Below are 14,658 nucleotides of genomic sequence, written 5' to 3'. Positions count from 1 at the left end.
AAAAAAGCTTCCGATTAGGAAGCTTTTTTTATTAAATCAGTATTTCTAAAAGTGTAATTTCTTTTTACGCAATTCAAAATTTTGTCCGAGGTATACTTTTCGTACCATTTCGTCTGCGGCTAATTCTTCTGGAATTCCTGCTTTTAGAATTCCTCCTTCAAACATTAGGTAGGTTTTATCTGTTATGGCTAAGGTTTCTTGTACGTTATGATCGGTAATTAAAATTCCGATGTTTTTGTTTTTCAATTGGGCAACAATACGTTGGATATCTTCCACTGCTACTGGATCAACTCCGGCAAAAGGTTCATCTAGTAAAATAAATTTTGGGTCAGTAGCTAAAGCTCTTGCAATTTCAGTACGTCGTCTTTCCCCACCCGAAAGTAAATCACCACGATTAGTTCGGATATGTTCTAAACTAAATTCAGCAATCAAACTCTCCATTTTTGCCACTTGTTCTTCTTTGGAAAGTTTGGTTAATTGGAGTACACTCAAAATATTATCTTCAATACTTAATTTTCTGAAAACAGAAGCTTCTTGTGCCAAATAACCAATTCCGTTTTGAGCACGTTTGTACATTGGAAAATCGGTGATATCCATATCATCCAGAAAAATTTTCCCTGAATTAGGTTTTACCAATCCTACAATCATGTAAAATGAAGTTGTTTTTCCAGCACCATTTGGACCTAATAATCCAACGATTTCTCCTTGGTTTACTTCAACCGATATTCCTTTTACAACACTTCGGCCTTTGTAGGTTTTGACTAAATTTTCTGCTCTTAATTTCATTTTTGAGTGGCTAAGTAACTAAGTTGCTGAGTAACTAAGTTTTATTGATGCAAATAAACAAATTATCAAATAAACAAATCAACCATTTAACAATTATTTGGTTTCTTCTAATGCTTCCCAAAATTCGTAAGCTCTTCTTAAATGAGGAATAACTATAGTTCCGCCCACTAAGGTAGCAATTCCCATGGCTTCCATCATTTCTTCTTTGGTAATGCCTTCTTTATAGCTGGTTTCTAGATGGTATTTAATGCAATCGTCGCAGCGCAATACGGTTGAAGCTACTAAACCCAAAAGTTCCTTGGTTTTAACATCCAAAGCACCTTCAGCATAAGCATTGGTATCTAAATTAAAAATTCGTTTTACAATTTTATTATTGTCAGCCAATAATTTTTCGTTCATTTTAGAACGATAGTCGTTAAATTCTTCAACTAATTTGCTCATTTTGTTTTTCTTTTTTGACTACAACTGCAGCGATTAAAATACTAACTTCATATAATATCAATATAGGTATAGAAACCACCACTTGACTAGGAATGTCTGGAGGAGTAACGATTGCCGCTATAATCAGTATAATTACGATAGCCGCTCTTCTGTATTTTCTTAAAAAATCAGGGGTAACTAATCCTAGTTTTGTTAAAAAGTAAATTATAATGGGTAATTCAAAAACTAATCCACTAACAATAACAGCAGTTTTTATCATGCTTATGTATGAGTCGACGGTAAATTGGTTGACGATTGTCTTGCTTACATTGAAAGTACCAAAGAAATTTATCGACAAAGGCACAATTATAAAGTAGCCAAAAAGTACACCGATAAAGAACAGTATAGACGAAACTACTATAAAAACACCTGCTTTTTTGCGTTCATTTTCATACAGTGCTGGACTTATAAATCGCCAAACTTCCCAGAGTATATAAGGGAAACCTAATATGAATCCCGCAGTTATTAATATCCAGAGATAGATTGAAAATTGACCGCCAACTTCTGTGTTTTGGATTATAAAAGAAAATTCAGTGGCACAAGCATAAGCGTCATCCACTCCAAAAAAACGAGTTAATTCACAAAAAAAACGGTAGGTAACAAAGTTCGGATCTTTTGGTCCAAAAATAATGGTATCAAAAATATAATCGTCTATGAAATAACAAGAACACGCAATAACAATAATTGCAATGGTACTTCTTACCAATAGCCATCTTAATTCTTCAAGATGATCTAAAAACGACATTTCTGCAAGTGCCTTTTTTGCCATTATATAATGCCTTCTTTTAGAATATCATGTAAATGAATGATACCTTTATATTCGTCATCATCAACCACTACAAGTTGTGTTATTGAAAAATCCTCTAAAATATTCAGTGCATCGCTTACTAAATCGGTTGATTTAATCCTCTTTGGATTTTTGGTCATGATGTCTTGTGCTGTCAAACCAGAAATAGTATCTGTTTTGTTTAGCATACGTCTTATGTCACCATCAGTAATTATTCCAATAACTTTGTCGTTATCAATAACGGCTGTAACTCCTAATCGTTTTTCTGATATTTCAACAATAACCGTTTTAATATTAGCGTCAGGCACAACAAGAGGTTTGTGTGTAGTATCGAGCATGTCACGAACACGAAGTAATAATTTTTTGCCCAATGCTCCACCAGGATGGTATTTGGCAAAATCTTCGGCGGTGAAATTTTTCATTTCCATAAGACAAACCGCGATAGCATCGCCTATGACTAGTTGAGCCGTTGTACTGTTTGTTGGTGCCAAATTATTAGGACATGCTTCTGTTTCAACATAGGTATTCAAAACAAAATCGGCTTCTTTACCCAAGAAAGAAGTTGTATTTCCTGTTATGGCTACTAGTTTGTTTCCAAATCTTTTTAAAAGTGGCACTAAAACTTTTATTTCGGGACTGTTGCCGCTTTTTGAAATACAGATGACAACATCTCCAGATTGTACCATACCCAAGTCACCATGAATGGCTTCTGACGCGTGTAAAAATAGGGAAGGTGTTCCGGTAGAATTTAAAGTAGCTACAATTTTTTGGGCAATAATGGCACTTTTTCCAATTCCAGTTATCACTAATCTTCCTTTGGAGTTGTAGATGATTTCTACCGTTTTTACAAAATTATCATCCAAAAAATCCACCAATTTGGCAATCGCCTTACTTTCGGATAAAATGGTGTTTTTTGCCGCTTCTAGAATTTTTTCTCTACTTATCAAAATTGAAATAATATAAATTTGTGTGTGTAAAAGAAAGTCGTATCTTTATGTTTGCAAATTTATGTAAAAATACCATTAACACAGAATGAATTTAAACGAAATTGACATCCACAAGGAATTAAAAAAGTATTTTGGTTTTAGCCAATTTAAAGGATTGCAGGAACAAGTCATTAAAAGTATTATTAATCAAAATAATACTTTCGTTATTATGCCAACAGGTGGTGGAAAGTCTTTGTGCTATCAATTACCTGCTTTAATACAAGATGGAACTGCCATTGTCGTATCTCCATTGATTGCTTTGATGAAAAACCAAGTTGATGCTATCAGAAGTTTGTCTTCTGAAAATGGCATTGCCCATGTATTAAATTCGTCGCTTACCAAAACTGAAATTAATCAGGTTAAAAAAGATATCACTTCTGGAATTACAAAATTATTATATGTTGCCCCTGAGTCATTAACTAAAGAAGAGTATGTTGAATTTCTTCAAAGTGTGCCCATTTCATTTGTGGCTATTGACGAAGCACATTGTATCTCGGAATGGGGACATGATTTTAGACCTGAATATAGAAACCTTAGAAGCATTATAAAGCAACTTGGTGATGTGCCTGTCATAGGATTAACAGCAACCGCTACGCCAAAAGTGCAAGAAGATATCTTAAAGAATTTGGATATGGTCGATGCCACCACTTTTAAAGCATCGTTTAATCGACCAAATTTGTTTTATGAAGTACGCACCAAGACTAAAAACATAGAGTCTGATATTATTCGTTTTATCAAACAACATAAAGGAAAATCGGGAATTATCTATTGTTTGAGTCGTAAAAAAGTAGAAGAAATTGCCGAAGTATTGCAAGTCAATGGCATAAGTGCTGTTCCTTATCACGCTGGTTTGGATGCGAAAACACGAGCTAAACATCAAGATATGTTTTTGATGGAAGATGTTGATGTAGTAGTAGCTACAATTGCTTTTGGAATGGGAATTGATAAACCCGATGTTCGGTTTGTGATACATCATGATATTCCAAAATCATTGGAAAGTTATTATCAAGAAACAGGACGTGCAGGAAGAGATGGAGGCGAAGGACATTGCATGGCTTATTACTCGTATAAAGATGTTGAAAAATTAGAAAAATTTATGTCGGGGAAACCCGTTGCAGAACAAGAAATTGGTTTCGCTTTATTGCAAGAAGTAGTCGCTTATGCCGAAACTTCAATGTCTCGTCGTAAATTTTTATTACACTATTTTGGTGAAGAGTTTGATGGTGAAAACGGCGAAGGTGCTGATATGGATGACAATGTTCGCAATCCAAAAGTTAAAGTTGAAGCCAAAGACAATGTTAAAAAATTATTAGAAGTTGTTCGTGATACCAAGTATTTATATAAATCTAAGGAAATTGTATTCACTTTAATTGGAAGAGTAAACGCCACCATTAAAGCACATAAAACAGATACTCAAAAATTCTTTGGAACAGGTAGTGACCAAGAAGAACGCTATTGGATGGCACTTATTCGTCAGGTTTTAGTTGATGGAATGCTTACTAAAGATATAGAAACCTACGGTATTTTGAAAGTTTCTGATAAAGGACATGCGTTTATCAAAAATCCTACTTCGTTCATGATGTCAGAAGACCATGAATATAATGAAGCTGAAGACGATGCTATTGTGACTGCGGCCAAATCTAGTGGTACTGCCGATGAAGTTTTGATGGGCATGTTGCGTGATTTGCGTAAAAAAGAAGCCAAAAAAATAGGTGTCCCGCCTTTTGTAGTTTTTCAAGATCCTTCTTTAGAAGATATGGCTTTGAAATATCCTATCAGCATTGATGAACTGAGTAATGTTCATGGAGTAGGAGAAGGAAAGGCAAAAAAATATGGTGCGCCATTTGTTGCTTTGATTGAACGCTATGTTGAAGAAAATGACATCATTCGTCCTGATGACTTGGTGGTGAAATCAACAGGAGCTAATTCAGCCAATAAATTGTATATCATTCAAAATATAGATAGAAAATTATCATTAGAAGATATAGCAAAAGCCAAAGGAATGAATATGGATACTTTGCTAAAGGAAATGGAGCAAATTGTCTATTCGGGTACTAAATTAAATATCAAGTACTGGATTAATGAAATTCTAGATGAAGAGCAACAAGAAGAAATTCACGATTATTTCATGGACTCCGAAACAGATAATATAGAAAATGCTCTTAAGGAATTTGATGGTGATTATGATATAGAAGAACTACGATTGATGCGTATCAAATTTATTAGCGAAGTAGCTAATTAACTTGAATTTTTAGAAATTATTTATAAAACAAAATCGGCTACTCATAAAAGTAGCCGATTTTGTTTTGAGTAACTATTTAGTTTTTATCTCTTAATAACATGCAGTGTTTTGGATTGTCCTTCTTGTTTTACTAAAACATTGTAAACTCCCGTTGGATACCCATTTCCAATTTCTACAGTAGATAATTGATTAAATTCAACGTTTCTATTTTCAATAAGTCTACCTATCATATCATACACTTTGATCTCAACATTAGCAGCGTTATCGGTTTGGATATCTAATTTAAAAGTATCGTTATATGGATTTGGATAAGCTACTACTCTTGATAAAGAATCAGAAATAGAAGGATTTCCTAATCCACATTCTGCTTCTGTTTGAACAGTGGCTACTACAGGAACTCTTGCAGAGGAACAAACTTCGGTTATATCCCAACCGAAGAAGTAATAGTAACTAAAATTATCAACAAACCCAAAATCAATTCCGCCAATTATTGATACGGCACCATTTGTTACTGGAAATGGTGATGGGAATGGACTTACATATGCTAAAGCATTGTCAAACGAAATACCGTCTGTAATTTCAAGCGAATAATTATTTCCAGCGGCCAATTGATAATTTAGGGTAACCGTTTGAGGTGTATTGGTTGGAGAATAGCCCGAAGCCGTGTTTGGGGTGAAAATTACCGCAGTAGTGCCTGGAACTTGAACCCCATTTTGAAACACTTTAATTGTCATTGGTGCTGCTCCACTTCCGTCTGGACTTTGTTGTGGATACACTTTAACAGTATTTAAAATTATTGAATTAGATAAATTAAATGCCAATCCTCTATTACTGCCACCAGAACCATACCCATCTTGAGTATATGTTAGACCAGCTGTTCCACTTGTAGTTGTTTCTGTACCTGCATAAAAAGTGGTTGTGCTAGTAATTACTGGAGTAGTGAATGAATTTCCTGTACCTAAAACACTGCCACCTGTTTGTGCTTCATACCATTTAACATCACCAGATGACGAAGTAGCTGATAAAGTAGCCACATTTGTTGGTTGACAAATAGTTGCTGGTGTAGTGGATGTAATCGTATTGTTTAAAGTAATTTGTATTGGTGTTGAAGCCACTGTTGTTGCGCTAAAAGTACAAGTTATATTACAACGATAATAAGTGTTTTCTATTGGAGAAACTAGAGTAGTTGTTGCGTTTGCTCCTACAATGTCTGTAAAAGTTGTACCATTACTAGAACTTTGCCATTGGTAAATTATACCTTCCCCAATAACAATGTTTTGCAAACTCAAGGTAACCGATTTACCTCCACAAATGTTAGTTTCAGAAGCTATTGTATTTCCGGGTGCTACGGCTATACATTGCGATTGTCTTGCTGTTGAAAAATACCCTTTAAAATTTGAAAAAGGCAAAGGATTGCTAGTAGACGTTAATGTATTTGGTGTTCCTGTTTCAAATATTGAAGTAATACCAAAATCACTATCATAAACACCTGCTGCTGATGGTGCTTGTACAATTATACTAGTCGCACCTGCTTCTGGGTCTGCTACTTTAATGTTAAAATCACTAAATGTTCCCGCAGTTTTTGATACTTCCCATCTGTTTTGGCTTAAAAATGCAATATTGGAAGAGTTAGTTCCGGTATTTGTTTCAAATGCTTCTACTTTTAAATTCGTTCCTGGATTGTTAGTGAAAGGTCCTCCAGGAGGCGTTGTAACTGCAACCCAAATAGGTTTATAGGAAGTTTTTCCAACAGGGAAAAAGAATCTATTCACCACAAAACTAAATTCACTAGTAAGATTGGTAGCAATTTCTCCACTACCAATATCCTTAGAAAATGGACCATCTATGTAACATGTCTCACCAAAATTACCATTAACACTAGCAGTAAATCTCATATCGGGTGTTCCCACTTTTAAAACACTCGATGCCGAGGTGTGGATTATTCCCGCAGTCATAGTTAAGCTTGACGTAATAGAAAAAGGAACTAAAAAAGTTACACCTTGAGGGCTTGTATTATTTACTCTCAATTGCGTCACTGACCCAGTATTAGATGGATTGTTAAGAATAACATCTGTTTGCGCATTAAAAGAACCTGTTCCAGAAATAGTTTGTGCTTTTGATGTTGCTACACTATCTCCATCAATAAAATTACTAAAATGGGTGGTGTTGTTTAGGTTTAACTCTCCATTATTTACAATGTTTCCACCAAAGTAGGTATCTACTCCAGCTCCTTTTACTTTTCCTTGAAGAATCGTAAAATCATTTTGCACATTCATTATCACATTATTGAAATTAATGTTGTTGCTGTCAAGATTAATAAATCTATTTGTTGCGTCGGGAGCGTTTATAATCAAGTTATTTAAAGATAAAGTACCATTGGCTGCTCTGAAATTACAGTTGAACCCATTGGTAGTCACAGTACTTTTTTGAGTGGATATTCCATCTCCAATTTGTAACGTATGGTTTTCTCCAGCAGCATAATTATTGCTAGATTCATATACAAATGCCGATGTAGCATTGGTTACATTATAGAATGTCAAATTTAAAGGCAAAGTTAATCCTGTTGTAGGCAAACTTGGACTGGTATTAATGGAACCATCTAAATTTACATTTGCTACTGTTGTCCCAGCAGGAACTCCAGTACCTATTACTACCTGACCCACTGAAACTCCATCCGCTGAGTCTAAAATAATGTTCGTTGGGTAAAAACAGAAAAAGCCAGTACATGGAACAATGGAGGTAACGGTATGCGTTGTCGCCAAGCTAGTGTTTGAAACTGGTGGATCAATTAGGGTAATTTTTCCAGCGGTTAGGTTTAATGATGTATTTCCAATTTTGAATAGTGTTTGATCACTACTCGTTGCTAGAGTTCCATTATTATTTCCATCCACGATGATATCACCCGCAGTTTGATTGAATGTACTACCATTAGTATGAACAACATTACCGTTAACAGTCAGTAAACCGCCATTCATGCTATAAGTACCACTATTAAAAAATGTTGCGTTATTATTAGTACAACCTATGGTTAAACTTGATGATTCACTTACTAAAGTAGCTCCTGCAGAAATATTTACACCAGCAGCTGAACTAACCGAATTAACAGTTACCGTATGTCCAGGTTGGATTGTCATTGTGTCTGCACAGGTTGGGATGCTATTATTGCTCCATGTTGAGGCCGTGTTCCAATTTCCTGATTGCACTGAAGTTATAGGAGTATCCAATGCTGCATTATATCCTACTTGGAAAACATTATTTAAGTTAGCATCATTAAGCCCTATTCTTGTCGCAAAAGGTGTAATAGTTCCTGTTTGGTGATTTCCTATTGTTGTTCCATCTGCCTTAATAATTCTCGAATTACCATTTTTAATTAAATAGGCATCTTGAAGATTAAAAGCGATGGAATGATTTCCATCAGGAAAAGAATAAGTAGCATCTTTAGCAATAATCCAAGCGGCATCAAAAACGTCAGTTACTGTATAAGAACCATCAGCTATAGAAAACCCTGAGGATACTGTCGTCTCATCAAAATAAGAAACTGAAAGCTCACCTGATACTGCACTGTTTGTAGTATCGTTAGGTCTCGAAATAAACGCAGATCTACTTTTGCCAGCGGCAGTGATAAATGGAAATAGGTTATTGGTATTGTAATAATCAGCGCCAGGTGTTATGGAAGAAAAATTATCAAAGGCACTATACCATCTACCGATAATTCCACTTACAAATCCACTGCCAGTTGAACAAATTGTTGTAGCAGATCCATAATTTCCAATAGTCATTTTATTGGTGCCCAAATTAATTCTAGCACTAGTAAGTGTTATAGCACTTCTAATTTTGATATTATTAAATCCCCAAACGATGTTCGGAGTTGTTGTGCTAGTATTATTGACAATCAACTGATTGATTACTGCGCCAGTGTTTGAGTTGTCTGTTAAAAATAAAGTACCACCAAAGGTTCCTAATCCACTCACTGTTTGTACTGTTGTACCGTTTAAGGTTAAGGCACCTTCTGGTGCAAAACTTGAACCTTCTGATAAATCTATACGACCATTGTTAGTTATATTTCCTGCAACAGAAAGTTGAATGGCTGTGTTATAGCCAAAACTGCCAAAATCTAAATAGTAAACACCGTTTAAAAAACCACCTGTATTAACCGTTAAATTTCCAGTAATACTAAAATTTCCGGTAGAAGAATTACTTTCAATAATACCACTTAAAGTGACATTGTTTACGGTTATCAACTCATTAAGTAGTACTGTAGTTCCAGAGGCAATAATAACGTTGTCTGTAGTAGTTGGAGTTGTTACTGTTCCCCAAGTGGCTGGATCAGTATAATTTCCTGATTGTACCGAAGTAAAAGTTGTTTGCGCCTCTAAAATGTTAGTTACAAACACTAACATAATAAATAATGAAATTCTTTTTAGATTAAATAGTTTGTCATTTTTTGCAATGGCAGCACTAAAATCTGAGAATAACGCGTGATTTTTGAGAGTGTAATTTTTTGACATAATTTAGTAATTTTCAATTAAAAATTAAAGATACTGAATTATTGTTTTTTTAATTACAAATTCGCTTCCGAAATTATGGAATTTTGAAAGCTATTTTAGGCAACTCGATACTTTACATTTCAATTTGCTTGTTCGTATATTTCTCCACGATGCGGTTTTAAAGAATCTCTGACCGCAACCATATTTTCATCTGTTACAACCATATAAGCAATGGCGTGCAATTCGCTTTTGATTTCAAACCCCGTTATGTTTATGGGTAATTTTTCAATTGCTATATATTCTTTCAAATGTATCTCATGATGTTCCGCTATCTTGGCAGAAGCTTCTCCTCGAAAATCCCAAATTAGTTTTATTTGTCTTGACATTTTTTCTTTTGAATTTGTAAAGATGCAAAATTACAATAACAAATTTCAAATTGCTATTTTTGTCACCCGAGACCTTTAGGTCGAACAGTACAAAGTAAAAAATCAACTCATGCCACAAGAACTAAAACTTCAAGTTTCACCCGAAATAGCAGCCAATGAAAATTTGCTCAATGAATATGTGGCAAAAACAGTTCGAGTTTCAACTAAATTAGTTCAAAAAGTAGTCGTACAAAAACGCTCTATCGATGCCCGTCAAAAGGCAATTAAGATCAACCTTAAAGTTTTAGTTTATTTAATTGATGAAGAATTTGTAGCACAAAAAATCGAACTTCCCGATTATCAAAATGTTTCTAATGCACAAGAAGTAATTATTATTGGTGCTGGACCAGCTGGACTTTTTGCTGCATTGCAATTAATAGAATTAGGATTAAAACCTATTGTTATCGAGCGTGGCAAAGACGTTCGTGGTCGTCGTCGGGATTTAAAAGCCATCAATGTCGACCATATTGTGAATGAAGATTCCAATTATTGTTTTGGTGAAGGTGGCGCTGGAACCTATTCTGATGGAAAATTATACACGCGTTCTAAAAAACGTGGCGATGTGGATAGAATTCTAAAGTTATTAGTTGGTTTTGGTGCCACACCCGATATTTTAGTGGAAGCTCATCCGCATATCGGAACTAATAAATTACCCCAAATTATTCAAGATATTCGGGAGAAGATTATAGAATGTGGTGGACAAGTGTTGTTTGAAATGCGTGTTACTGATTTTATAATCAAGAACAATGAAATCCAAGGAATCGTAACTCAAAATGGAGATACCATTTCAGCTAACAAAGTTATTTTGGCCACAGGACATTCGGCTCGCGATATTTTTGAATTACTCGACAGAAAAAAGATTTTCATTGAAGCCAAACCTTTTGCGCTTGGCGTTCGTGCAGAGCATCCACAGGAGTTGATAGATAAAATTCAATACAGTTGCGATTATCGTGGCGAACATTTGCCTCCAGCGCCATATTCTATAGTGAAGCAAGTAAATGGTCGCGGTATGTACTCTTTTTGCATGTGTCCTGGTGGTGTAATTGCACCATGCGCTACAAGTCCGGGTGAAGTTGTGACTAATGGTTGGTCGCCATCAAAACGTGATCAAGCTACTGCCAATTCAGGAATTGTGGTAGAATTAAAATTAGAAGATTTCAAACCTTTTGCCAAGTTTGGTGCTTTGGCTGGTATGGAATTTCAGAAAAGTATCGAACAAAAAGCTTGGCATTTAGCAGGGCAAACTCAAAAAGTACCTGCACAACGCATGATAGATTTCACGCAAAATAAAGTATCCTCTTCTATACCCAAAACTTCTTATGTTCCTGGAACTACTTCGGTGGAAATGGGACAAGTTTTTCCTGGCTTTTTAACGCAAATTATGCGCGAAGGTTTTATTGAATTTGGCAAAGCCATGCGTGGTTATATGACCAATGACGCTATTCTTCATGCACCCGAAAGTAGGACTTCCTCACCCGTGAGAATTCCTCGTGATACCGAAACACTCGAACACGTTCAAATAAAAGGATTGTATCCTTGTGGCGAAGGTGCTGGTTTTGCTGGCGGTATTATCTCCGCAGCGATTGATGGTGAGAAATGTGCGTTGAAGATTGCGGAAAGTTTGAAGTGAGTAATGGTAATTTAAAATTCAATATTAAAAAACAGTTATTACTCCTAAAAAAATGTTAGACTTCAAACTTTCCTTATTTATCAAAATAATTTCTTCTCTCTTTTTTCTTCTTTCAGGAATTGTATGGAAAAAGGTTTTGGTTAATCAGAGTATAAATTATCATTATATTTTCTACAGGGTTATTGCTACTTTATTTTTTTTATTACTCATTAAATTTTATTTTCAATATAATGCGATAGAAGATTTTAATAAAATCATTTCATCTCCTTCTCTTTACGATTGGATTATTTGTATTACAATATGTCTTTTCAGTTTTTGGGGACTTTATTTTTATACAAAAGCTTTGCAAAATGGACGATTAAGTTTTATTGCTCCTTTGAATGGAATTGCTCCTGTTTTTTCATTTATAACTTCTGTAATTATATACAATGAAGCTTTAAATGGCGCAAAATATGTGTCACTTCTATTGTTTAGTATAGGTTTATTTCTCCATCAAAAAGAGAAACTGGTAGATTTTAAAATTACTAAAGAAGTACTTTTCACCTTGTTGTTTAGCGTTATTTGGGGAATATCTTTTGTGTTTTTTTTAATTCCTATCAAAAAATTTGGCGTTCTAAATTTTAGTATAATACTTGAAATCTGTGTATTTTTTTCCTGCGTTGGATTGCTTATTTTTAAAGAAAAAAGAATAATACCACCCAGACTCAAAAATAAAGATCTATTGCTTTGTTTACTTATGGGTTTTCTTGTGGCCGGAGGAAGTTTGTTGGGTAATTTTACATTAACACAATTACCGGTAAGTGTAAATATACTAATTGGATTGTTATTTGAACTTACCGTTATAGCGGTTGGACTTTACCTTTTTAGAGAAAAACTAAATAATAAAGATTGGGTGTTAATAGTATTTGCATCGATTGGTAGTTTTTTATTATTGTATTAGAATAATTAATAATACAATAAATTAATTATCCATTTCATTTTATTATCAGTACAAAATTGTATTAAATTTTCTTCAATATGGTTTTTGTTTCTCCCTTTTGAATAAAGACTAGCAGTGGCTGATTCAATGGCAATTCTTTCGATTGAATTTCCTTGTAAATAATCAATTGATAAATGAAATGGTTGGTATGCTATCGTATCTTCTTTATTGCTGTACAACCAAAACAATTGAATAATATATAAAGCAGCCGATTTTTTGTTTTGGCTTTTTTTCATCATGGTAGTATTCACAATTTCATTGAATAGGACATGATTTAAAAGTGCTGTTTTAAATCCAAAATGTAATAACACTCTAATGTTGCGAGCCAATAACCATTCATTTTTATCAGTCAAAATTGCATAATTTGAAATACTGTCCAAGTAATAAGTTACCTTACTTTGCAATGTATTTTCTATGCCATCAATTAGAATATTGCATTCAAAAAAGCGTGAAAGCAAATGATAATGGAGTTTTTTAATATCAATTGTATTTACTAATTTTTGATATTTTTTTATATTAGATTTTTCAATAGTGCCTGAATATCCCTTTTGTGCCAACAAATAGCTGTACACAAAAAAAACGTCTTGTTTAGCTGTTACTTTAGGCAAATAATAATTGAACAATGCATTTGTAAAAGAAACATTCTCTTCATCTACAAAACATTCATAAAACAAACTTCTGCCTGCTTTTGAATTCGCTAAAACTAGGAGCAATGCTTCATCATAATTATTTTTCTTAACATATTTACCGATTAAATTGGCTGTGGAAAAATGAACAGGATTGTTTTCAAAATAGGTGTATTTTTCTAGTAACATTTGAACCGTATCATAACGTCTTAAATGCAAAGCTATTTCTAGAACGCTTTGAGAGAAACCTTTAGCTTCTTCTGTTAAAAAGTGATTAGAGCTAAAGTGATGTTTAGATTGATCTTCTACATAATTTTCCCAATTGTCATATTCTAAGAATTTGGCAAGATTATCTAGAGTAGAAAGATAGGGTTTTGATGAAGATACTGTTAGCCCATAAAGCCTTGCAAAGGTTGAAGCAGAAACTAGTAATTTCTTTTCTTTAAAAATATCCGACAACCATATTGCATCTGGAAAACCCTTAATAGTTCTATTAACAGCGGTTTCAATTTGCTTGCAAATTTTTTGAATAAATTTATCTGTTCCTTTCATCGGAAGTAAAAATACTAAATAACTATCGACATTTAAAAGCATCTGCTACTTGGAGTAACTTGAAGTAATTGTGAATAGTTGTAAAGTATAAATTTGGTGAAATCTAAAAGCACACAAATTTATGACAGAACCACACTCAAAGGTTAAATCTCATAACCAAGAAATCAAAAGAAATTTAGCTATAGCTATTGCTGATAGATTTAGAAACGACTGCCTTGTTCATGAACTTTTCAAAAATGCTGATATAAAAATGGCTCCTTGGATAAGTGAGCGATCGAATAACTACAAGTTGGTAAAATATAAAGGACAACCCTATTGGACAAAAGCCGCAATAGAGCATTATAGAAGTAATGGCATTAAAGGATTGAGACATGAACATGCAGTACCAAGAAAACTAATTGTAAAACTATTAGAAGAAAGTGATAAAAGTCAAGAAGTAATTTTTTCTATCCTTGATAATTTAGTTCATGCCGTGATTGTTACAAAAGAAGAAGCGTCCTTATTAGATAAATATTGGAAATCTCAAATGCCAATTGATATTAAAATTACAAATGATGTGAATGTAATTTTTGCCAGATATAAAAAAGTAAATATTGGTGTTTACTTTTTACAAAACGGAAATCCAAAAGATATAAAAGAACTAAAATCATTAAAACCAATAATTTAAATTATCAAGAG

Annotated in this window: 11 protein-coding genes; 4 read left to right on the top strand and 7 right to left on the bottom strand. The window is 33.9% G+C overall.

The features are described 5' to 3' along the window. Positions 1–45 precede the first annotated feature (45 nt). The 4 genes from lptB to ACSVH2_RS09585 all read right to left on the bottom strand — a co-directional run bounded on the left by lptB (position 46) and on the right by ACSVH2_RS09585 (position 3,000). Positions 46–786 carry an LPS export ABC transporter ATP-binding protein gene (lptB, locus tag ACSVH2_RS09600; RefSeq protein ID WP_438092951.1) on the bottom strand — a complete coding sequence of 247 codons (741 nt, stop codon included), beginning with the start codon at positions 784–786 and terminating at the stop codon, positions 46–48. 93 nt (positions 787–879) lie between these two features. After that, entirely contained in the window at positions 880–1,227 is a 348-nt protein-coding gene (locus ACSVH2_RS09595) for a carboxymuconolactone decarboxylase family protein (protein ID WP_438092950.1), read from the bottom strand. After that, positions 1,211–2,035, bottom strand: a complete 825-nt coding sequence (gene tatC, locus ACSVH2_RS09590) for a twin-arginine translocase subunit TatC (RefSeq protein WP_438092949.1) — start codon at positions 2,033–2,035, stop codon at positions 1,211–1,213. Before tatC ends, ACSVH2_RS09595 begins: the two co-directional genes overlap by 17 nt. Then, on the bottom strand, positions 2,035–3,000 hold the full coding sequence (locus tag ACSVH2_RS09585) for a KpsF/GutQ family sugar-phosphate isomerase (protein ID WP_438092948.1): 966 nt from the start codon (positions 2,998–3,000) through the stop codon (positions 2,035–2,037). Before ACSVH2_RS09585 ends, tatC begins: the two co-directional genes overlap by 1 nt. A gap of 85 nt (positions 3,001–3,085) precedes the next feature. Between ACSVH2_RS09585 and recQ the strand changes: the two genes are divergently transcribed. After that, positions 3,086–5,281 carry a DNA helicase RecQ gene (gene recQ / locus ACSVH2_RS09580; protein ID WP_438092947.1) on the top strand — a complete coding sequence of 732 codons (2,196 nt, stop codon included), beginning with the start codon at positions 3,086–3,088 and terminating at the stop codon, positions 5,279–5,281. Positions 5,282–5,364: 83 nt separating this feature from the next. On the opposite strand, the gene ACSVH2_RS09575 is transcribed toward recQ, so the two are convergent. Further along, complete coding sequence (locus ACSVH2_RS09575) at positions 5,365–9,789, bottom strand: T9SS type A sorting domain-containing protein (RefSeq protein ID WP_438092946.1); 4,425 nt, start codon at positions 9,787–9,789, stop codon at positions 5,365–5,367. Between the two features lie 119 nt (positions 9,790–9,908). Next, positions 9,909–10,154, bottom strand: coding sequence for a hypothetical protein (locus ACSVH2_RS09570; RefSeq protein WP_438092945.1), 246 nt, complete (start codon positions 10,152–10,154; stop codon positions 9,909–9,911). Positions 10,155–10,263: 109 nt separating this feature from the next. Here ACSVH2_RS09570 and ACSVH2_RS09565 point away from each other — a divergent pair, with 109 nt between their 5' ends. Together ACSVH2_RS09565 and ACSVH2_RS09560 are read left to right on the top strand one after the other, a co-directional pair. Next, positions 10,264–11,823, top strand: coding sequence for an NAD(P)/FAD-dependent oxidoreductase (locus ACSVH2_RS09565; protein ID WP_438092944.1), 1,560 nt, complete (start codon positions 10,264–10,266; stop codon positions 11,821–11,823). A 52-nt stretch (positions 11,824–11,875) separates the two neighbouring features. After that, positions 11,876–12,763 carry an EamA family transporter gene (locus ACSVH2_RS09560; RefSeq protein WP_438092943.1) on the top strand — a complete coding sequence of 296 codons (888 nt, stop codon included), beginning with the start codon at positions 11,876–11,878 and terminating at the stop codon, positions 12,761–12,763. A gap of 5 nt (positions 12,764–12,768) precedes the next feature. Here the strand turns inward: ACSVH2_RS09560 and ACSVH2_RS09555 are convergent, their stop codons facing one another. After that, entirely contained in the window at positions 12,769–14,022 is a 1,254-nt protein-coding gene (locus tag ACSVH2_RS09555) for a hypothetical protein (RefSeq protein WP_438092942.1), read from the bottom strand. 79 nt (positions 14,023–14,101) lie between these two features. On the opposite strand from ACSVH2_RS09555, the gene ACSVH2_RS09550 reads away from it, so the two are divergent. After that, complete coding sequence (locus ACSVH2_RS09550; RefSeq protein WP_438092941.1) at positions 14,102–14,647, top strand: hypothetical protein; 546 nt, start codon at positions 14,102–14,104, stop codon at positions 14,645–14,647. Positions 14,648–14,658 lie beyond the last annotated feature (11 nt).

The sequence above is a fragment of the Flavobacterium sp. RSB2_4_14 genome (assembly GCF_051547085.1).
Classification (GTDB): domain Bacteria; phylum Bacteroidota; class Bacteroidia; order Flavobacteriales; family Flavobacteriaceae; genus Flavobacterium.
Note: the sequence above shows the minus strand (reverse complement) of the source record. Positions and strands in the feature narration are given on the sequence as shown.

Bases quoted from the DNA above. Each gene is read 5' to 3' on its own strand.
- ACSVH2_RS09575 (WP_438092946.1), bottom strand. From the start codon at position 9,789: ATGTCAAAAAATTACACTCTCAAAAATCACGCGTTATTCTCAGATTTT.
- ACSVH2_RS09595 (WP_438092950.1), bottom strand. From the start codon at position 1,227: ATGAGCAAATTAGTTGAAGAATTTAACGACTATCGTTCTAAAATGAAC.
- tatC (WP_438092949.1), bottom strand. From the start codon at position 2,035: ATGGCAAAAAAGGCACTTGCAGAAATGTCGTTTTTAGATCATCTTGAA.
- recQ (WP_438092947.1), top strand. From the start codon at position 3,086: ATGAATTTAAACGAAATTGACATCCACAAGGAATTAAAAAAGTATTTT.
- ACSVH2_RS09560 (WP_438092943.1), top strand. From the start codon at position 11,876: ATGTTAGACTTCAAACTTTCCTTATTTATCAAAATAATTTCTTCTCTC.
- ACSVH2_RS09565 (WP_438092944.1), top strand. From the start codon at position 10,264: ATGCCACAAGAACTAAAACTTCAAGTTTCACCCGAAATAGCAGCCAAT.
- lptB (WP_438092951.1), bottom strand. From the start codon at position 786: ATGAAATTAAGAGCAGAAAATTTAGTCAAAACCTACAAAGGCCGAAGT.
- ACSVH2_RS09555 (WP_438092942.1), bottom strand. From the start codon at position 14,022: ATGCTTTTAAATGTCGATAGTTATTTAGTATTTTTACTTCCGATGAAA.
- ACSVH2_RS09550 (WP_438092941.1), top strand. From the start codon at position 14,102: ATGACAGAACCACACTCAAAGGTTAAATCTCATAACCAAGAAATCAAA.
- ACSVH2_RS09570 (WP_438092945.1), bottom strand. From the start codon at position 10,154: ATGTCAAGACAAATAAAACTAATTTGGGATTTTCGAGGAGAAGCTTCT.